Genomic DNA, 16846 nt, shown 5'->3' on the forward strand with positions numbered 1-16846 from the left:
GATTTTCGGCGCTCTCAATACAGCTTTTATGAAACTACTTACAACTACTCAATTACTTACTCTTGCGCTATTCTTCATTGGTCTACCGACCGGCCTTGCTGCTCAACCTCATTATGACTACATCAAGGACATACGTCCGGTACTGGATGAGCACTGCTACAGTTGTCATAATGTAGGAAAAGTAGCTGGCGGTATTAATCTGGAAAAATACGAAAACGAGGGGCGCTTACTGGACGATGGTCATGTGTGGCTTAAAGTTATTAAGCAGCTGCAATCCGGACAAATGCCACCAGATACTAAGCCTCGCCTTACTGACGAAGAATACAGCATACTGGTAGATGGAATAAATGATATTCTGGTAAGCTCTCTTACTGAAAATAATCCTGGCAGGGTTGTCATCAGAAGGTTGAGTCATAGAGAGTACCATTTTACGGTATTAGATCTGATGGGAGTCAATTTTGATGCTCAGTCATTTTTTCCTGCAGATGGCTCAGGAGGCAGTGGGTTTGATAACTATGCCCGCACCCTGTTTTTTACTCCACTTAAATTAGAAAGATACTATGAGGCTGCCGAACATATTGTAGAAGAAGTGTATCAAGAGCCGAAGCTGTGGAAAGCCATCGTTTCAGAAGACTTTTCCCCATCAATCTGGCAGCAATTTAGTTGGTGGGTAAGAAGCTGGTTTAGTGATATTTCGCCTTCATATTACGTGCGTGAAGAGGCTGAGGGTGTGCTAATACCTTTTGCGACTAAAGCCTATCGTAGATTTCTGAAACCTGAAGAAAAAGAAGACCTTCTATCTCTGTTTGAAAAAGTATATTCAGCCTCTGATAGTCTGACAGATACACAACGTTTTGAGCTTGGAATACAATCTTCACTCAAGGCTATATTAATCTCTCCACAATTTTTATACAAGGTAGAGGATGAACAACCTACTGACCGACCTTATCAGCTAAGCAATTTTGAGCTGGCTACTCGCCTCTCCTACTTTTTATGGTCAAGTATGCCTGATCAGGAGCTTTTTGAGGTAGCCTATAGACAAAACTTGCATGAACCGGAAATATTAAACGCACAAGTAGACCGCATGCTTAATGACCCAAAAGCGGCGCGTTTTGCAGAAAGTTTTATTGCTCAATGGATGGGAATTAGTAAGCTTAAAGAAAGCTCACCGGTAGACCTGGAAAAGTACCCCCATTTTGATGGAATACTAAGACAGGCCATGTATCAGGAAACTGTAGCCTATTTTCACCATATCCTCAGCGATAGCCAAAACCTACTAGAGCTGATAGATAGCGACTACACTTTTCTGAACGACCAGCTGGCAGCACACTACGAACTACCTCCGGTACAAGGCAGTGAGCTCAGAAAGGTAAAGCTAACAGACCGTAGTCGTGGAGGTGTAATGGGCATGGGAAGCGTTTTGGCATCTACATCGCTACCTTTGAGGACAAGTCCGGTACTCAGAGGAAAGTGGGTGTTGGAAGAAATTTTAGGAACACCTCCTCCGCCACCCCCGCCAGATGCCGGAGAGCTACCTGAAGAATCTAACCATGAGGGTAGCAGCTTACGTAATTTGCTGGAAATACATAGAGATAATGATGCCTGCCGAAGCTGCCACCAAAAAATGGACCCTATAGGTTTTGGTCTGGAGCATTACGATGCTACCGGTAAATGGAGAGAGAGCTATGGACCAGAACAACCAATTATCGCCTGGGATACATTAGCCAGCGGAGAGCCCTTTAACGGGCCGGTAGAACTGAAAAAGATACTTTTTGAAAAGCAGGATAATTTTGCCCGAACCATAGCCGAACGTATGTTTACTTATGCTATAGGTCGTTCTATAGAATTTGTAGATGAGCCGACCATGCAAAGCCTGACCAAAGCACTAACTGACAATAACTTCAACTCAAGTACGCTAATCAAGAGCCTGGTAAACTCTTACCCTTTTCGCTACCGGGTCAATGATTACGGAAGAAAACTAGATGTACTATGAAAAAGTCATGGCATATTTCAAGAAGAAGAATGCTTAAAGGCCTGGGTGCCAGCATAGCCCTTCCTTTTCTGGAGGCTATGGGGCCTACCAGTTTATGGGCAGCTCCCAATAAAAAGAACCCTTTACGAGCTGCATTTATGTTTATGCCCAATGGTGTACATCCCGATAAATGGACACCTACTCAGTATGGCAGTAACTTTGAGCTCTCCCCTATTCTTTCCCCTCTTCAACATTTGAAAGATGACATACTGGTATTAAACGAGCTTCGTAATCGTCTGAGCAGCTTCCGTGGCGATGATGGCCATTATACGAAAACGGCTAGTTTTTTAACTTGTCTACCTATTTTTAAAACTACTGGCGATAACCTGCACAGTGGTGGTATTTCTGTAGATCAGCTGATTGCAAAACATATAGGTCACCAAACTCTTTTTCCTTCACTACAATATGGTCTGGAGCGCATATCGTCTGGCATAGATGCTAACGTAGGCTTCACCCGTTTGTACGGTTCTGCTATCTCATGGAAAACCCCTACACAGCCATGCTCAAAGGAGATTAACCCAAGGCTGGCCTTTGATCGCCTTTTCAAAAGCTTTGTTCCTAACAATAAACAAAAGGTAGATCCCTGGAAGCAGAGTGTGCTTGACTTAGTGATGGATGACGCCAAAGGTCTGCAAAGAAAGTTAGGCCGTAATGATCAGGATAAACTGGAAGAATACCTGGAGTCTATCCGATCCGTAGAAAAGAGGATTCATAGCTATGAACAGCAAAATGCATTCAAAGAAAATATTACTAAAGACATACAGGAAGAAATTACCCGCCTGAACTTAAGAATAGACGAATATTCAGAAATGCACCTGGGTGTAGATATTACAGAAAAAGTTAAGCAGATGATGGATATTATGGTGCTTGCGTTCTGGAGTGATGCTACAAGGGTAAGCAGTTTCATGTTTGGCAACTCGGTGAGTAATCGTAATTTCACCTTTCTACCGGGCGTGTTTGGCAGTCATCATCAGATTTCACATCACAAAGATGATCCCGGGCACCTGGAGGAGTATGAAAAAATTAACCGCTGGCACATAGAGCAGTTTACCTATTTTGTAAATAAGCTAAAATCTATCCCGGAAGGTGACAGCAATTTGTTAGACAATTCAATGGTATTGTTAGGCTCCGGTATACGTGATGGCAACCGGCATTCACCAAGAAACTTACCTGTACTTATGGCGGGTAAAGCGGGAGGAGCGTTACGTACCGGTCAAAATCTTAAATTCAAAGAAGAAACTCCTCTGGCAAACTTATACCAATCTCTTCTAAACATATATGATGTTCCGCAGGAATGCTTTGGTGATAGTACAGGTGAACTTTGTGAAATATATGCTTAAAGAGAAATATGCGCGATAAATTAGCAAACAGCCTCAACTCTACATTCTTTCTAAAGTTTATAAGCGGTGGTGCCATAGTCTTCTCGATTATTCTGGTAACGCTACCTTTTTGGCCTGCTCCAGATGAGGCAGAGGTTTCTTCATGGCTTTTGTTTAGTGGTAGACTCCACCCCTTAGTCATTCATTTCCCCATAGTATTACTGTTTATACTCCTTTTGTGGGAAGTACTTATCGTGTTTAAGTGGTTTGAAAGGCAAGCCTTATTTCAGTTCATAATACATATCATTTCTATACTCAGTAGTATTGCCGCTGTGCTTATCGGCTTCGCCCTCTACCAAAGTGGTGGCTATAGTGGCTCTCTCATGCAAAACCATTTGTATATGGGGCTAGGCGTGGCCCTGGGGGCTATATGGGCATTTGTATTATTTGTGAATTTAGTACAGCAGAGAGCAGACACTAGCTCTAAGCTTTATTTAGGCAGCTTATTTATTACTAACCTTCTGGTTGTTTTTGCCAGCCATTTAGGAGGCTCTCTCACCCATGGCGAAGATTTTTTAAGTGAGCACTTTCCCATAAAAACCTCTTCAACTGATACACTTTCCCAAAAACCGATTGAAGAGATGTTGGTTTTTGAAGATGTCATTCAAAGTGCTTTACAAAGTCGTTGCTATAGCTGCCACAATGAGAACAAAACTAAAGGAGACTATCTGATGACCCGGTTCTCTAACCTTTTGGAAGGTGGAAAAAGTGGAAAAACAGCTATTAGCCCAGGCAGTGTAGAAGATAGTGAATTGCTTATACGTATCCATCTGCCCAAAAACCACGATGACCATATGCCACCTGAAGGCAAAACATCCCTTAGCCCCGAGGAAATTACGCTTTTGGAGCAATGGATAAGTAAAGGAGCTCCACAAGGCCTTAAGCTATCTGATATTCAACTAGATACCACATTTTATACCCTACTTTACAGAAAAGCGCAACAACTTCAGCAGGAAATGCTCATCAGGCAGCAAAAAAATATGGAGCTTGATGGTCTCATCCGGTTAGTAGCATACGAAGAGCAGCAATTTGTACTGGAAAAAGACCGTAACTCTAACGGCCTGGTATTGAGTATGCACTTTCCTCCTGAAAGTTTTGATGACAATACGCTCGCAGATTTACAAATGATATTTCCTCATCTACATAAAGTATCTCTAGCTGCCAGTAGCGTTAGCGATGATGCACTTTACCATCTGGGCCAGATGGACAAGTTGAGCGAATTACATTTACAGAATACACAGATCCGGGGTAGTGGTTTAACTCAACTTCAGAAGCTGGAAAACCTGGAATTACTGGACCTTTCTGGAAGCCAGATTGATGATGCAGGCTTGCTACATGTAGTGAAAATTAAAAACCTGAAGCACCTTTATTTGTACGAAACAGCTGTAAGCCCAGCAGTTTGTGACGCCTTGGCAAAAAATAATCCAGAGCTAGAAGTTCATCTGGAAAGAGGTACTTTCTTTTAGAAATGCTAAATTAGCTTTTTGATTTACCCTAAAAATCATTAGGATTTAGTTATGGTATGAACAAGAGCTTAGCAAAAATAGGAATTGTGCTGCTGCTGATCTTTGTACTGCCAGCAGTATTCTTTTCAGTGTATCAGATTAACTCACTGAACAAGAATGAACTGATTATTGAAGAAATTTATAATAATCAGCTGGACGCTATCCTGTTTTCTGTTAACCAATACTCGGCTGATGTACTTAATGCCTGGGCTTCTGAAGCTGACCTGCTCTTAGATGACAGTACTACTTTCCATGCTCAACGATTAAACACTTTTTTTGCAGAAAAGCCTGATTTAAGCTATATATTCGTGGTAGACAGTGCTAATTTTAATCAGGTACAATTATTTAATGAAAGTAGCGGAAGAGTAATAGATGACTCACTAGCTAATAAAATAAGCACCACATTCTACAAACGTGATGAATTGGTTTACCGACTGTTCAACTATCTGGAAAATGGATACCGTAAAATTGAACCTGTTTCAGCTATTACAGATGATAACCTAAAGCTACAGCTGTTCCTTCCTCTCAGCAAAGATTTTGGAGATAGCAGATATATCTGTGGCTTCATACTGGAACCTGCTTCTTTTATCCAGAATGTACTTGGCCCAAAAATACAGGCAGTTACACAAGAGAAGTTTATTATTTCTGCTCATCAGGAGGAGGATAATACGCTTATCTACACTACTGATGCAGAAAGTGAAAGCGGAAGACAGCTGCACCAATTACCTTTCTGGCTATTTCCAGACTTTTACCTTACTATTGACCTTAATGGACAGACCATTGAAGCGCTGGCACAAAACCGAATAAAAAATGATTTGATGCTCATTATTGGCCTTAACATCATCATACTACTCGGGGTGTGGTTTGTTTTTAGGAATATTAAAAGAGAGGTAGAGCTCGCTCAGCTTAAGTCAGATTTTGTATCTAATGTTTCGCATGAGTTACGCACCCCCCTATCACTCATCAGTATGTTTGCCGAAACTCTGATGCTGAACCGTGTACGTACAGAGGAACGTAAGCATGACTATTATAAAATAATCAGCCAGGAAACTGTCCGTCTTACAGCGATGGTCAATAAAATCCTGAACTTTTCTAAAATTGAAGCCGGTAAAAGAATTTATAGCCTGCAATCCATAAACTTAAATGAAATTGTAAAAGAAGTTATTGAGGCTTATGAGTTTCACATTACGCAGCAAGGCTTTAGCTATGACTTTAAGGCTGCCGATCAACAGTTATTAATATCAGGAGACCATGAAGCGATTACAGAAGCGATTATTAATTTGCTTGATAATGCAGTAAAATACAGCCCTAAAGAAAAATCTATCAGAGTAAGTACCGGACATACGGATCAGTATCATTTTGTAGAAGTCTCAGATAAGGGTCAGGGAATTTCAGACACCCACCGCAAAGCTATTTTTGATAAATTTTATCGCGCTACCAGCGGTAACGTACAAAGCGTAAAGGGCACAGGCCTGGGCTTATCCTTGGTAAAACATATTATGGATGCTCACAATGGGCGGATAGAGGTAATTAGTAGCCTGGGAGAGGGTAGTATATTCAGGCTATGTTTTCCGAAGAAATATAAAATCACAAAACTTTTAGAAAGTACATGAGCCAGATACTCATAGTAGAAGACGAACCCAGCATGATTTTGGGGTTACAGGATAATCTTGAATTTGAAGGCTATGAAGTTGAAACCATAGAAGATGGTAAACAGGGCTTGGAAAAGATACTGGCAGGTAACTACAGCCTCGTACTTCTGGATGTAATGCTGCCTAGCATGTCGGGCTTTGATATTTGCAGGCAGGTAAGAAACAGTCAGAAAGACACCCCCATCATTTTACTAACGGCAAAAGGTGAAGAAATAGACAAAGTACTCGGACTTGAACTTGGGGCTGACGATTATATTACTAAGCCATTTAGTATCAGAGAGTTACTTGCAAGAATTAAAGCAGTACTCAGGCGTGGAAACAACCCTGGACATACAGATGAAAGCAAAATTCAGATAGGCAGGCTAAGTTTAGATTTTCAGAGTTATACAGCAGATGAGGGAGGTAAGAGCGTGAAAATGTCGTATCGGGAGTTTGAAGTTCTTAAGTACCTTTGGGAACATAAAAACGAAACTGTAAGCCGATACGACTTGTTAGACAATATTTGGGGCTACGAAGATGAGCAGCCCACCACACGTACGATAGACAATTTTATAGTAAAACTTAGAAACAAGATAGAAGCAAACTCTAATGACCCCAGAATTATTCTGACAGTGCATGGCATTGGCTACAAAATGCTTATCCAGCAGTAGCCTGTAGTTGCTTCTTATCTGTATTAGACGCTCTTAACTCCATAAGGTAGTTTGACACCAGCACTCTAATGTTCTGAGGACGTCCGTATCTTTCGTTTTCCAACTTATCGTGATAAATAGCTTTGTTCTCCATTATCGTATTATTTTAAGTTGATAATGCTAAGATACACATTAATACTTAAAATACGAATCAAATAATACTTTTTTTAAGTATTGTTTTATCCTGTTACTCACCGGTAATTAATCACCTTTTTCTCTTTAAGTCCTGCATGACAACTTTTTACATTCTGTTACCCAGCTATGGCAAATACTTTTCGTTATAGGTATACATTAGATTAAACAACACAGTCCCAAAAATGAAAATGCTTGTATTGAGTACCCTTCTTACTCTACTCAACCTGCTTACATTTGCCAGAGACTTTGAGATAGAGTATGTAGATATTGTATATCTTGAAGATAAGCCTATCATCGCAGCCAGCCTGAATGGTAAAGTAGCATACTTTCTAGTAGACACCGGCTCTGATATCTCTATCATTGACGAAAACGTAGCAGAAGAATATGGTTTTCGTACTATTGTAAACAATGACCTGAACTATCAGATTGAGGGGTTACAAGGCAACAAAAAAGCACTTAAATGGGCAAAAGGTTGTGAGTTGATCATGGGAAAAGGTGAAATTAAAGCCCGATTTTTTACTTTGGATATACAGCATTTATCAAATTCTTTGAGAAAGAAAACGCATATTGAGATCCAGGGCATTATTGGCTCGGATATTATGAAAAAATATAACTTCAGGATTGACTACAAAAACCTGAAAATTGGCTATCTCAACAAACATGTAATTGCGCATGAAAGCAATACTAATTCTAGCTTAGCCTATTATACTTTAATAAGAAAAGGATGGCAGGAAGTTTCCTCAAATCATATTTACTGATATTTTTACGCTATAGTTTATCAATTTTCTGATCTAACTCCTAAATGCCCCTAGCCTACTTACAAAGAACTGTTATCTGGGTATTTTTGCTCTTCTTTTCAACCTCCTTTAGCAGCTTTGCCGCGAGCTGGGAAATGTGTTTGAAGCTAGAAGGTGAGTGGAAATTTCGTATAGGTGACAATCCAAAGTGGTCCAACCTCAGCTATAATGATAGTAACTGGGAGCGTGTGCAGGTACCAGCTGCCTGGGAAACTCAGGGTTTTCATGCCTATGATGGTTATGGGTGGTATAGGAAAACTTTCAACCTGAGTAGAGAACACGCTCAACAAAACCTTTTTTTATCCCTGGGCTATATAGATGATGTAGATGAAGTATTTATTAATGGCAAGCTGATTGGTTTCTCCGGATCTTTCCCTCCTTACTTCCAAACCGCATATAACGCTTTTAGAAGATACCCTATTCCTAAAGAATACTTAAACCCAGAGGGTAAAAACACAATTGCCATACGAGTTTATGATGCTCGAGTGGATGGCGGTATTATTGGCGGAGCCATTGGTTTGGTATCAAATGCGGACTACAATCGCCTTGATGTTAATTTAAGCGGTTTATGGGAATTCCGGTTGGGAGACAACTTAGACTGGCGCACATCAGAAGTAGCCTCTAAGCAGTGGGAAAGAGTAATGGCACCACTATTTTGGGAGAAACAGGGCTTTGTTAATTATGACGGCTATGCCTGGTACCGTAAATCATTTTACCTGCCCAGTGATCTTAAAGGAGAAGACCTAGTACTATTGCTGGGAATGATAGACGATTTTGACCAGACATATATTAATGGAGTACTGGTAGGTAGTACCGGCTTTAACGAGAACAATGAGTACATCTACAACGATAACTTTGCCTATTCTACCATTCGTAAATATAACCTGCCCCTAGAAGCCCTTAACTTTGGTGGCTTTAACACTATCGCCATCCGCGTTTTTGACAAATATCTGGATGGAGGAATCTATAATGGTCCTTTGGGCATCATCAAACAGGGCAAGTATACAGACTTCTGGCGTCGTTGGTGGCGCTAGGGCCGCTTAACCAATCATATAGACCTTTCTACTACTTGCAGCATATTTCCTTCAGGATCATAAAAAGAACGAAGACGACCGCCTCCTATGGCATCTACTGTCTCTCCTATCCATTCTACATTTTGCTCCTGAAGATAAGCGATGGCATTTTCCAGGTTTTCTACCCTTAAAGCAATATGTGACCAGCCTGGCGTACAGATATTTCTTGCAGGACGAGCAGTTTCATCCTCAGGCATAATTTCTATAAGGCTATTGTCTGGCGCTTTTAAAATCCATACGGGCTTGTCTATTCTGTGGTACTTTTCGTAGCCTAACACATCGCAATACCATTTAGCTAGTTTATCTACATCTTTTGCGGCTACTGCAGGGTGGTCCATCCCCTTTAATGCTATACTCATAATTTAGTTGGTTAGTTTTAAAAATGAATATAAGCATAGTCATGGTAAGAATGCGACTAATACTCAAAAACTTATAAGAGCTTAGTGGATGAGGTTACTAACAGGCAAATAGCAAATTAAGAAGTAAGCTGTAGGCTGCTGTAAGAAGAAGGACGTTGCTCTTTTAATCTTTCCGAAGGGGAAAATATAGAGTGGTTGGTCAGTTAGCGCAAGAGTAGGAGAAGAAGGTTAGGATACGTGTATCAAAATCATCTTCAAGGTTTAGGTTGCAATGGTATATAGCAGTAAAAAAAGCTTGCGAGCTAACGTCCTTTGTTTTAAATAACTATGAAAGCCAGATACTCGAGTCAATTATATTAGATTTAAGGGATACACCTTCAGCTTCCAGATACAATCTCAAATCGTCGGGCAAAAACCTTAATTCCTTTTTAAGATCAACATTTGAGATATGTAAACCGATTACTTTGAAAACAGCCTTAATAGCCAGCTTAATTTCGTTTATCTCCTTGTAGTTGTTAGGGCAAAGCGCAGGTTCCAGTTTGTAAACCTCATCAATAAATTCGTTCATAGAATCTATTTTGTCAGGAATACGGTCATTTACCTGCCAGTCTTTAATGTAAATAGCCTTAAAAGGAAGGGGTAAATAATTAAGAAACCGGATAGACTGTTCAAATGTAAGACGGTTTCGTACCGCCAACAGTACAGCATTGACCGCTTTTTCTGCACATGGCAGGTCATCAGGCCGATCCATCTGAGAGGCAACCTGTAGCACCAGCTCATCCAGATAAATCACGTGTTTGTCCAACTTATGTAGTGTTTTCATATCAGTAGAGATTTAGTTTTCACTTATAAATTACTGGTTAAGACTAAAAAATAACATGATTAAAATCATAAAAAAAGCTGATTAAAAGAGGTATATTTATAATATAAGCTCATTTATCTTGGTACATATTAAGATAATAAATTTTTTTCAATTATGAATGCCTTCCATAATTATCATGAGCTAGCCCTAGAACAATTGAGTATAATGTACCGGTCTGAGCATCAGTACAAAACCTATCTACAGATTTACAGTCATAAGGCTAGTTCACCTCTCCTAAAGCACCTTCTTTTTGACTTAAAGCAAAGCACAAATTATAAGCTTCATTATCATCATCAGTTAATTGACTCTTTACATTATCAGGCGAGTCAGAGCGCAACAGAAGGATTAAATGGCATATACAAAGAAGCACATCAGCTACTGGATAGGAGCCGAAGTCCTGAAATGACAGATGCAATTTTACTGCATACACTATTCTTATCTACCCACTATACGTATAGCCATTACCATATTTTGCTGCTCTACTTTAACAGCCTTAGCTGGACTAAGGAATCCAGCTATACCCGAAAAATGATTGCTGCAGAAGAGTCAATCCTTAACCAAATTAATGCACTCATCAAAGACAATTTTAATAAAGCTGCTTTGGCTCCAGAGCTAGATGCCGCACTTGTTTAAATAAATCATATACAGCCATGAAAACTATAAAGAGAGTCTTAGCCCCTACAGATTTTTCACCTATTGCCAACAACGCGCTTTTGTATGCTATAGAGCTGGCTAAAGAAATTGGTGCTAAAGTTTACGTTCTGCACTCTTACAGAGTGCCAGCTATAGCTGATACGGCTTATCCTATTGGGGGTATGTACCCTGAGGGTATGGTAGATATAGAAGATGTACGCAAAGAGGTGGGAGAAGAAATGGAAAAGCTCAAAAAAGATTACCTGTACAGCCAGTCGCTACAATATGAAACTTTGCTTAAATGTGGGTTTGCTGAAGAAAGCATTGTAGACACTGTAAAAAATGAACATATAGACCTTATTGTAATGGGAACGAGTGGAACTAATGCAATACAAGAGTTTTTAGGTAGCACTACCACTCATATTATTAAACAGTGTGCAGTACCTACGCTGGTAATACCTGATGGGATAAACTTCGGTAAACTGGAAAGCATCGTTTTAGCTACAGACTATCAGCAGGTACACAAGCCAGAATCTTATGCAGCACTTTTGTTTATGGCCAATATCTTCCATGCAGAGGTAGATGTCTTACATGTAAGTAAAGGCGGTGCCAGACTGACTGAAGCTGAACTGGAAGCTGGTGAAGAACTGGATAGGATACTTCGTAAAACACGACACAATTATCATTACGATTTTGAAGAGGATAGTATCAATAAAGGGATTGAAAAGTTTCTGGCTAAACACAAGCCTTCTATGCTGGCCATGATTCCCAGAAAACACAGCTTCTGGGACAAACTGCTTCATGGAAGTAAAACACAGCACATGATATTCCACACAAAAAGACCTGTACTCATTTTAAAAGACTGATCTTTTACTCATAGGAAAAGAGTGGTGCTTACTGCATCACTTTTTTTATTGCAAACTACCTCTATAATAATCTGCCAGTTTCAGGTATGAGATTGCCTCATCTTTTATTCTGGATAGCTGATCATTTCCCATAGGGCTATTAAGTCCAACAAGAGCAATCTTGGCACGTATAGCTGCACGATACATTTTAAAATAAAGTAATAAGTTTTTGTTCTCTATCTTATCTATTCCCAATTTTTTCATGTTACTTATATATTTCTCATAAAACAGCTCAGAGAAATCCACACTGCCATAATACTCTAAATCCATCATTAGAAATGCGATTTCATTTAGCAGGTCAATCTGACGAAGGTTTTCGTCAAATTCAATACAATCAAAAATGATGGGAGGCTTAGTCATAAATACATTTCGTGAATGAAGGTCACCATGTACATCTTTTACCAGTCCTTGCTTACTTCTCTGATTTAATAAATCTATATTTTCATCCAGAAACTGATCTGAACGCTTACATATACGCTGTAGAAGCTGCACGTATTCAGGCTTTAGGTGAGATCTGACTACATGCTCCCAATTCATGATATCGTTAAAAGTTTCTTTAAGCTCCTGTATTCTCCATAGCTTTTGTACAGCAAAAGTTTGAGTATGTAGTTGTGCTACCGTATGAGCTAATTGCGCAATATGCGTGGGCGTAAGTAAATTTTCCGTGATTAATTTGTCCATTTCCAGTACAGCATCTATACGTCGCATTCGTACTGCAAAATCAATCAAGCTGCCTTGACTACCTCCAATAGAAATCTGCTCAGCCGTTTCCCTAACTTCGTATATACCTTCATATACATCTGGCGCAGTTCTCCGGTTGAGCAATACTTCTTGAGTACATGCTTTTTTTCTATTGTCCAGAGTAGAAAAGTCTAAAAACTCCAGTTTAATTGTCTTCTTAATTTTAAATACAGTCTCTTTAGTAAATATCAGATATGAGATATGCGTTTGTTGATAAGTGATCTCAGTCTTGTTATAATTCTTGCCATTTATAAAAGGCGAGACTTGTAAAAAACTAAACTCTTCTTCGGTCATGGCTTATATAGTTCATAGCTTCTTCAATTAATGAATCTACATCTGCAGAGGAACTATCCAAACGCAAATGCGACTGCTCTACTGGCTCATCATTTTTCTTCAGTTTATAATACACTTCTTCTCCAGCCTCAGAGTACTTTCTGGACTGCCTTACTCTCCTGAGACTGGTAGCCTCATCGGCTAGCATTTCTATCAGAAAGAAAGCTACACCATAAGCACCTGCCATTTTTTCAGCAATTTTTATGTACTCTCTTTTTCTAAAAGTAGCATCCAGTATGAGGGACTTACCAGATTCTAATTGCTTTCGGGCATAGTCAAACATTTGTTCATATACTTTTTGGGTGTCTTTCTCGCTATATCTACCACGAAGCTTCATCTCATCTCTTAGCTTATCAGTGTTTATATAATATAAATCAAGCTTGCTGGCTAGGCGTTCTCCAAAGTATGACTTTCCACTACCCGGGAGACCATAAATTAGTATAAGCATATAACTAGGTTTTACTACAATGCTACAAGACTAAGCTGATGAAAAACATGACAATTATCAAATTTCAGACTGAGCTAAATCATTAATATTTAGGGAAATAGTTGCTTAATTCAGATAAACAAATTAATACCAAAATGAGAGCACATATTCTTCACAACGGACTGCACAGAATAGGAGATCGCCCCTCTCGTATTCTTGATAACGAAAGGTTTTTGTCTAGAGACCCTTTTGATGAGTCATGGATGACCAAGACATCTACAGCAGCAGCAAATGTAAAAGCTGATAAGGAGTTTTATGATCTGGAAATAGCGCTTCCTGGCTTCACAAAAGACCAGGTCAGGTTAGAAGTAAACCAGCAAAACCTAAGTATAATAGCAGAGAAAAAAGATACGCATTTTAGCGTAGATGAACCTCAGTATATTCGCAGAGAATATAGCACGCAAGCACTCTACAGAAGTTTTGATTTACCTGATCATATACAAACAGAAGAAATTGAAGCGTGCCTGGAAGATGGATTACTTAAAATTAAACTGCCTCACTCCAGAAAGCTTCAGAAGGCAAAAAAAATAGAAGTGTTGTAGCATACATATTCTATGATGACATGTACAATTAAACTGGTGGATATTATTTACCCACCAGTTCACTACCTTCATTGTCCACATAAATAGTTTTATCTGAAGCATCTCTGTATAAAGGGATCGTAAAGCAGAATGTACTCCCCTCTCCTTCTTCACTTTCTACAGCGATTTTGCCTCCATTTTTTTCTACAAAATCTTTACAAAGAATTAGTCCTAATCCAGTACCTTTTTCATACGCGGTTCCCAGAGTTGATTTTGTCTGATGGGTAAATAAATTGTTCAATTCATTTTCACTCATTCCTTTACCAGTGTCTTTCACCACCAGTTTTAGCATATTGTTCAGACGAGTAGCTTTAACGATCACTTTACCACCAGCTGTAGTGAATTTAATAGCATTCGTTAAAAGGTTACGAACTACTAATTTTGTCATTTCATAATCAGCATACACTTCCTGGCTATCACCTACCCTATCCATAATGTAAATATCTTTCTTCTCTGCCTGCGTACTCAGCAAATGAACAGTATCATTAACAAGCTCTTTGATGTCAAAGAAAGTTGGCTGCGGGCTTATACCTTGCATCTGGCTTTTTGCCCAGTTAAGCAAGTTATCCAGCAAACTGGTTGTAATATTTACTTTTACTCTAAGCTCTTTAGAAATAACCTGCATCTCCTGAGGCGAAATACGGCCCTGAGTCATCAAATCCAGAATGCCTTCCAGTGAATTTAAAGGGCTTCTAAAATCATGAGAAATGATAGACAGCAATTTGTCTTTAATCTGATTTGACTGCTGAAGTTCATCTTTCTGCTGGTTGATACTTTCGTTCAAGAAAGTCAGCTCTTTGATAATTTCTTCTATTTCCTGCTTTTGCTGAATGAGCCTGCGGTTGGCAATGTTTTTATCTTTATTCGCATTCAACAATACGGATACCGCAATAAAGCTAAGTACAAGCCCCAGAGACACAAAAATAACAGCATAGGTCTGTTTTTCTATCAGCACTTGCTGGTCATCCATAACCGCCGCTTTAAACTCATTATCAGATACAAGTGCAGCATTCTCTAGTTCTTTTTTGTTCAGCTCAAGGAGGATCAATTGCTTACTCTTATATTCATTAAATATACTGTCTTTGTAAGCATTACTCAAATCAGTGTAAAGCAAGGCTTTTTCGTATTGAGACTGGGCTTTACTTATATCTGCCATTACATGAGCTGCTTCTTTAATCTGGTTTTTTGAGGAAGAGCTTTTAGCATAGGCTAATGCTTTGGAAGCATACTTTTTAGCTTCAGCATATTGCTTTTTTTGCAAATACAATTTACCCAATAATATCATTGAATTAGTTTGCTCATGCTTATCCTGCAATTGATTTTGGATATCCAGAGCCTCCTCTAAGTGGCTTTTAGCTTCTTGAAAATCATCCAGTTCCAGATATACTTTTCCCATAGACTGTAGGTTGATCGCCAGTCCGGTATTATCATCATAAGCTTTGTCTACCTTATAAGACTGAAGGTAATAATAGAGCGCACTATCGTATTGCCCCAGATTCAGGTACACATCTCCTAGATTATGCAATGGAAAGGTAATACTTTGCTCTAGCTGATACTCTTCACCTATTTGATACGACATACGTAGAGCCTCCAGCGCTTTCTGAGGAAGGCCATTGCTGGTATAGATAAGGCCGATATTATTGTATAGAGTAAGTTCACTTTCAGGGTCATGGAGACCACCTTTTGTTTCCAATGACCGCAAATAATAAGATAGTGCCTCATCGTAATCCCCCAAATCATCATAGATGACACCAATATTGTTTAACGCCTTACTGATGCCAATACTATCTTTTAACTGCATAAAAAGCCTTAATGCGGACTGCAAATACTCTAGAGCAAGCTTATCCTGATCCAGAAGATCATAGGCCAGCCCCACTTCACTTTTAGCAATTGCTTTTTCTTCTAGGTTTCCACCGTATTCTGCTTTCTTCAGCTTTTCCAGCTTTTGAGCTAGAATAGTCTCTGCACTTACAATGCTATCTGTAGAATGAAATGGAAGGTTAGCTATTGAGTCCGCAAAATGATTGAGCGAATAATTAGTTAGCGCATAAGAGTTTGTAGTTATATTACAGAATGCAACAAAAAGTAGAAATAAAGCAATGTGCTTCAAATTGACATTGATTTTAGCCCGTAATGTGTATAGGTAATTCGGGTTTCTCATTGAATAGGAGATATTTCTTTGGTTTCTCATTCTGGATACTAAAGTCGGGCTTTATGTCATGAGTTTTATCATGCAGACCCTAAGTTCCTTACGCTCGTACGTTTTCTATTTTGTTTCTAAAATAAATGAACAGAACGATGTCAAAGATATAATTAATCAGCATAAATCGTTTTATAAAATTTTTCAGAAGTTTAGTTTTCTTGAATTTCACAAATCCATCGTTGAAAAATGACTTTTACCTTACGTCTATAAGGAAATGTAAAATAGTATTGAAACTACTATTTACTTAAAAAAACAACGTGCGAACAAATAACCTGTCCTAACATTCACTAACATAATAACTTGAAATAACATGGATTGATTTTTGGCAACTTGTATCAGTAGATATTACTACTGACCTTCAGTGCTTATTCATTTTTATATTGACTTATTGTTATTGATAAGATGAGTAACACAAAATAAAAATAACTAATCAGAATATAAGCCAGATATAAATTTTTTAAGACATTTATGAGTTAATAA

Annotated in this window: 16 protein-coding genes; 10 read left to right on the forward strand and 6 right to left on the reverse strand. The window is 38.9% G+C overall.

Translation table 11 applies throughout. The features are described 5' to 3' along the window. Nucleotides 1–28 precede the first annotated feature (28 nt). Genes PZB74_RS19245 through PZB74_RS19265 form a run of 5 tightly spaced genes read left to right on the forward strand, consistent with a single transcriptional unit; the run spans nucleotide 29 to nucleotide 7218 of the window. A complete protein-coding gene (locus PZB74_RS19245) occupies nucleotides 29–1993 on the forward strand; it encodes a DUF1592 domain-containing protein (protein WP_302238789.1) in 1965 nt (654 codons plus the stop codon). Continuing rightward, nucleotides 1990–3372, forward strand: a complete 1383-nt coding sequence (locus tag PZB74_RS19250) for a DUF1552 domain-containing protein (RefSeq protein ID WP_302238790.1) — start codon at nucleotides 1990–1992, stop codon at nucleotides 3370–3372. Before PZB74_RS19245 ends, PZB74_RS19250 begins: the two co-directional genes overlap by 4 nt. An 8-nt stretch (nucleotides 3373–3380) precedes the next feature. After that, nucleotides 3381–4877, forward strand: coding sequence for a c-type cytochrome domain-containing protein (locus PZB74_RS19255; protein WP_302238791.1), 1497 nt, complete (start codon nucleotides 3381–3383; stop codon nucleotides 4875–4877). Between the two features lie 56 nt (nucleotides 4878–4933). Next, nucleotides 4934–6529 carry a sensor histidine kinase gene (locus PZB74_RS19260; protein ID WP_302238792.1) on the forward strand — a complete coding sequence of 532 codons (1596 nt, stop codon included), beginning with the start codon at nucleotides 4934–4936 and terminating at the stop codon, nucleotides 6527–6529. Continuing rightward, nucleotides 6526–7218, forward strand: a complete 693-nt coding sequence (locus PZB74_RS19265; RefSeq protein WP_302238793.1) for a response regulator transcription factor — start codon at nucleotides 6526–6528, stop codon at nucleotides 7216–7218. The genes PZB74_RS19260 and PZB74_RS19265 overlap by 4 nt, the downstream gene beginning before the upstream one ends. Here PZB74_RS19265 and PZB74_RS19270 read toward each other — a convergent pair. Continuing rightward, complete coding sequence (locus PZB74_RS19270) at nucleotides 7205–7351, reverse strand: hypothetical protein (protein WP_302238794.1); 147 nt, start codon at nucleotides 7349–7351, stop codon at nucleotides 7205–7207. The genes PZB74_RS19265 and PZB74_RS19270 overlap by 14 nt on opposite strands. Nucleotides 7352–7574: 223 nt before the next feature. On the opposite strand from PZB74_RS19270, the gene PZB74_RS19275 reads away from it, so the two are divergent. Next, nucleotides 7575–8150 carry a retropepsin-like aspartic protease gene (locus PZB74_RS19275; protein WP_302238795.1) on the forward strand — a complete coding sequence of 192 codons (576 nt, stop codon included), beginning with the start codon at nucleotides 7575–7577 and terminating at the stop codon, nucleotides 8148–8150. Between the two features lie 44 nt (nucleotides 8151–8194). Continuing rightward, the gene (locus PZB74_RS19280; protein WP_302238796.1) at nucleotides 8195–9223 is read left to right on the forward strand and encodes a beta galactosidase jelly roll domain-containing protein; all 1029 of its coding nucleotides are present in this window, start codon (nucleotides 8195–8197) and stop codon (nucleotides 9221–9223) included. A 14-nt stretch (nucleotides 9224–9237) separates the two neighbouring features. On the opposite strand, the gene PZB74_RS19285 is transcribed toward PZB74_RS19280, so the two are convergent. Both PZB74_RS19285 and PZB74_RS19290 read right to left on the reverse strand, forming a co-directional pair. Continuing rightward, nucleotides 9238–9621, reverse strand: a complete 384-nt coding sequence (locus tag PZB74_RS19285; RefSeq protein ID WP_302238797.1) for a VOC family protein — start codon at nucleotides 9619–9621, stop codon at nucleotides 9238–9240. Nucleotides 9622–9946: 325 nt separating this feature from the next. Further along, nucleotides 9947–10444 carry a DUF2267 domain-containing protein gene (locus PZB74_RS19290; RefSeq protein ID WP_302238798.1) on the reverse strand — a complete coding sequence of 166 codons (498 nt, stop codon included), beginning with the start codon at nucleotides 10442–10444 and terminating at the stop codon, nucleotides 9947–9949. Nucleotides 10445–10597: 153 nt separating this feature from the next. On the opposite strand from PZB74_RS19290, the gene PZB74_RS19295 reads away from it, so the two are divergent. Next, a complete protein-coding gene (locus PZB74_RS19295) occupies nucleotides 10598–11116 on the forward strand; it encodes a DUF892 family protein (RefSeq protein WP_302238799.1) in 519 nt (172 codons plus the stop codon). A 17-nt stretch (nucleotides 11117–11133) separates the two neighbouring features. Then, nucleotides 11134–11982 carry a universal stress protein gene (locus PZB74_RS19300; RefSeq protein ID WP_302238800.1) on the forward strand — a complete coding sequence of 283 codons (849 nt, stop codon included), beginning with the start codon at nucleotides 11134–11136 and terminating at the stop codon, nucleotides 11980–11982. Nucleotides 11983–12027: 45 nt separating this feature from the next. On the opposite strand, the gene PZB74_RS19305 is transcribed toward PZB74_RS19300, so the two are convergent. Continuing rightward, nucleotides 12028–13056, reverse strand: a complete 1029-nt coding sequence (locus PZB74_RS19305; protein WP_302238801.1) for a hypothetical protein — start codon at nucleotides 13054–13056, stop codon at nucleotides 12028–12030. After that, entirely contained in the window at nucleotides 13037–13543 is a 507-nt protein-coding gene (locus PZB74_RS19310; RefSeq protein ID WP_302238802.1) for a P-loop nucleotide/nucleoside kinase family protein, read from the reverse strand. Before PZB74_RS19310 ends, PZB74_RS19305 begins: the two co-directional genes overlap by 20 nt. Before the next feature lie 134 nt (nucleotides 13544–13677). On the opposite strand from PZB74_RS19310, the gene PZB74_RS19315 reads away from it, so the two are divergent. Continuing rightward, a complete protein-coding gene (locus tag PZB74_RS19315) occupies nucleotides 13678–14124 on the forward strand; it encodes an Hsp20/alpha crystallin family protein (RefSeq protein WP_302238803.1) in 447 nt (148 codons plus the stop codon). A gap of 43 nt (nucleotides 14125–14167) precedes the next feature. On the opposite strand, the gene PZB74_RS19320 is transcribed toward PZB74_RS19315, so the two are convergent. Beyond that, a complete protein-coding gene (locus PZB74_RS19320; RefSeq protein WP_302238804.1) occupies nucleotides 14168–16324 on the reverse strand; it encodes a tetratricopeptide repeat-containing sensor histidine kinase in 2157 nt (718 codons plus the stop codon). Between the last annotated feature and the right edge of the window lie 522 nt (nucleotides 16325–16846).

Source organism: Porifericola rhodea, from assembly GCF_030506305.1.
Taxonomy (GTDB): Bacteria; Bacteroidota; Bacteroidia; order Cytophagales; family Cyclobacteriaceae; genus Catalinimonas; species Catalinimonas rhodea.